General features: G+C 66.3%; 1 protein-coding gene. It reads right to left on the reverse strand.

Annotated features, from left to right (window positions below; translation table 11 throughout):
- The coding region (locus EOD07_RS36385; protein WP_127238505.1) for an alcohol dehydrogenase catalytic domain-containing protein at positions 1–729 on the reverse strand (729 nt) is incomplete at its 3' end.
- Positions 730–739: the final 10 nt, after the last annotated feature.

Consider the following 739-nt stretch of genomic DNA (forward strand, 5'->3'; position numbering starts at 1 on the left):
TCCGCTCGCCTCGAACACGATGTCGGCGCCCCAATTGTCGGTCGCGGTCGCAACGGCGTCGACCAGCGACTGTTCGCCGATATTGACCGGCACGATGCCCGGATACTGGCCGGCGATCTCAAGCTTGGGCGCTGAAAAGTCTGAAATGAGCACTTTGGAGCATCCGCCCGCCAGCGCGGCGAGCGCGATCATGATGCCGATCGGGCCGCAGCCGACGACGACGGCGACGTCGCCCGGTACGATCCTGGCGCGTGCCGCCGCCTGCATGCCGATGGCGAAGGGCTCGACCATCGCGCCCTCGGCGAAGGAGACATTGTCCGGCAGCTTGTAGGTGAAGGCGGCCGGATGGACTGCGTAGGGCGCCAGCACCCCATGCACCGGCGGCGTCGCCCAGAAGCGGACGTCCGGATCGACATTGTAGATGCCGAGCTTCGTCGCACGCGAGGAAAGGTTCGGCACGCCCGGCTCCATGCAGACGCGGTCGCCGACCTTCAGGCTCGTGACGTTGGCGCCGACCTCGACGATCGTGCCCGACGCCTCATGGCCGAGCACCATCGGCTGGCGCACGATGTAGCTGCCGATGGCGCCATGCGTGTAGTAATGCACGTCGCTGCCGCAGACGCCGACCGTGTGGATGGCGATCCGGACATCGTCCGGTCCGACATCTTGCGGCAGCGCGATCTCGCGCAGCGACAGTTCGCCTTTTTTCTCAAGCACCAGTGCCCGCATCGGGTATCCT

The organism is Mesorhizobium sp. M2C.T.Ca.TU.002.02.1.1 (genome assembly GCF_003997225.1).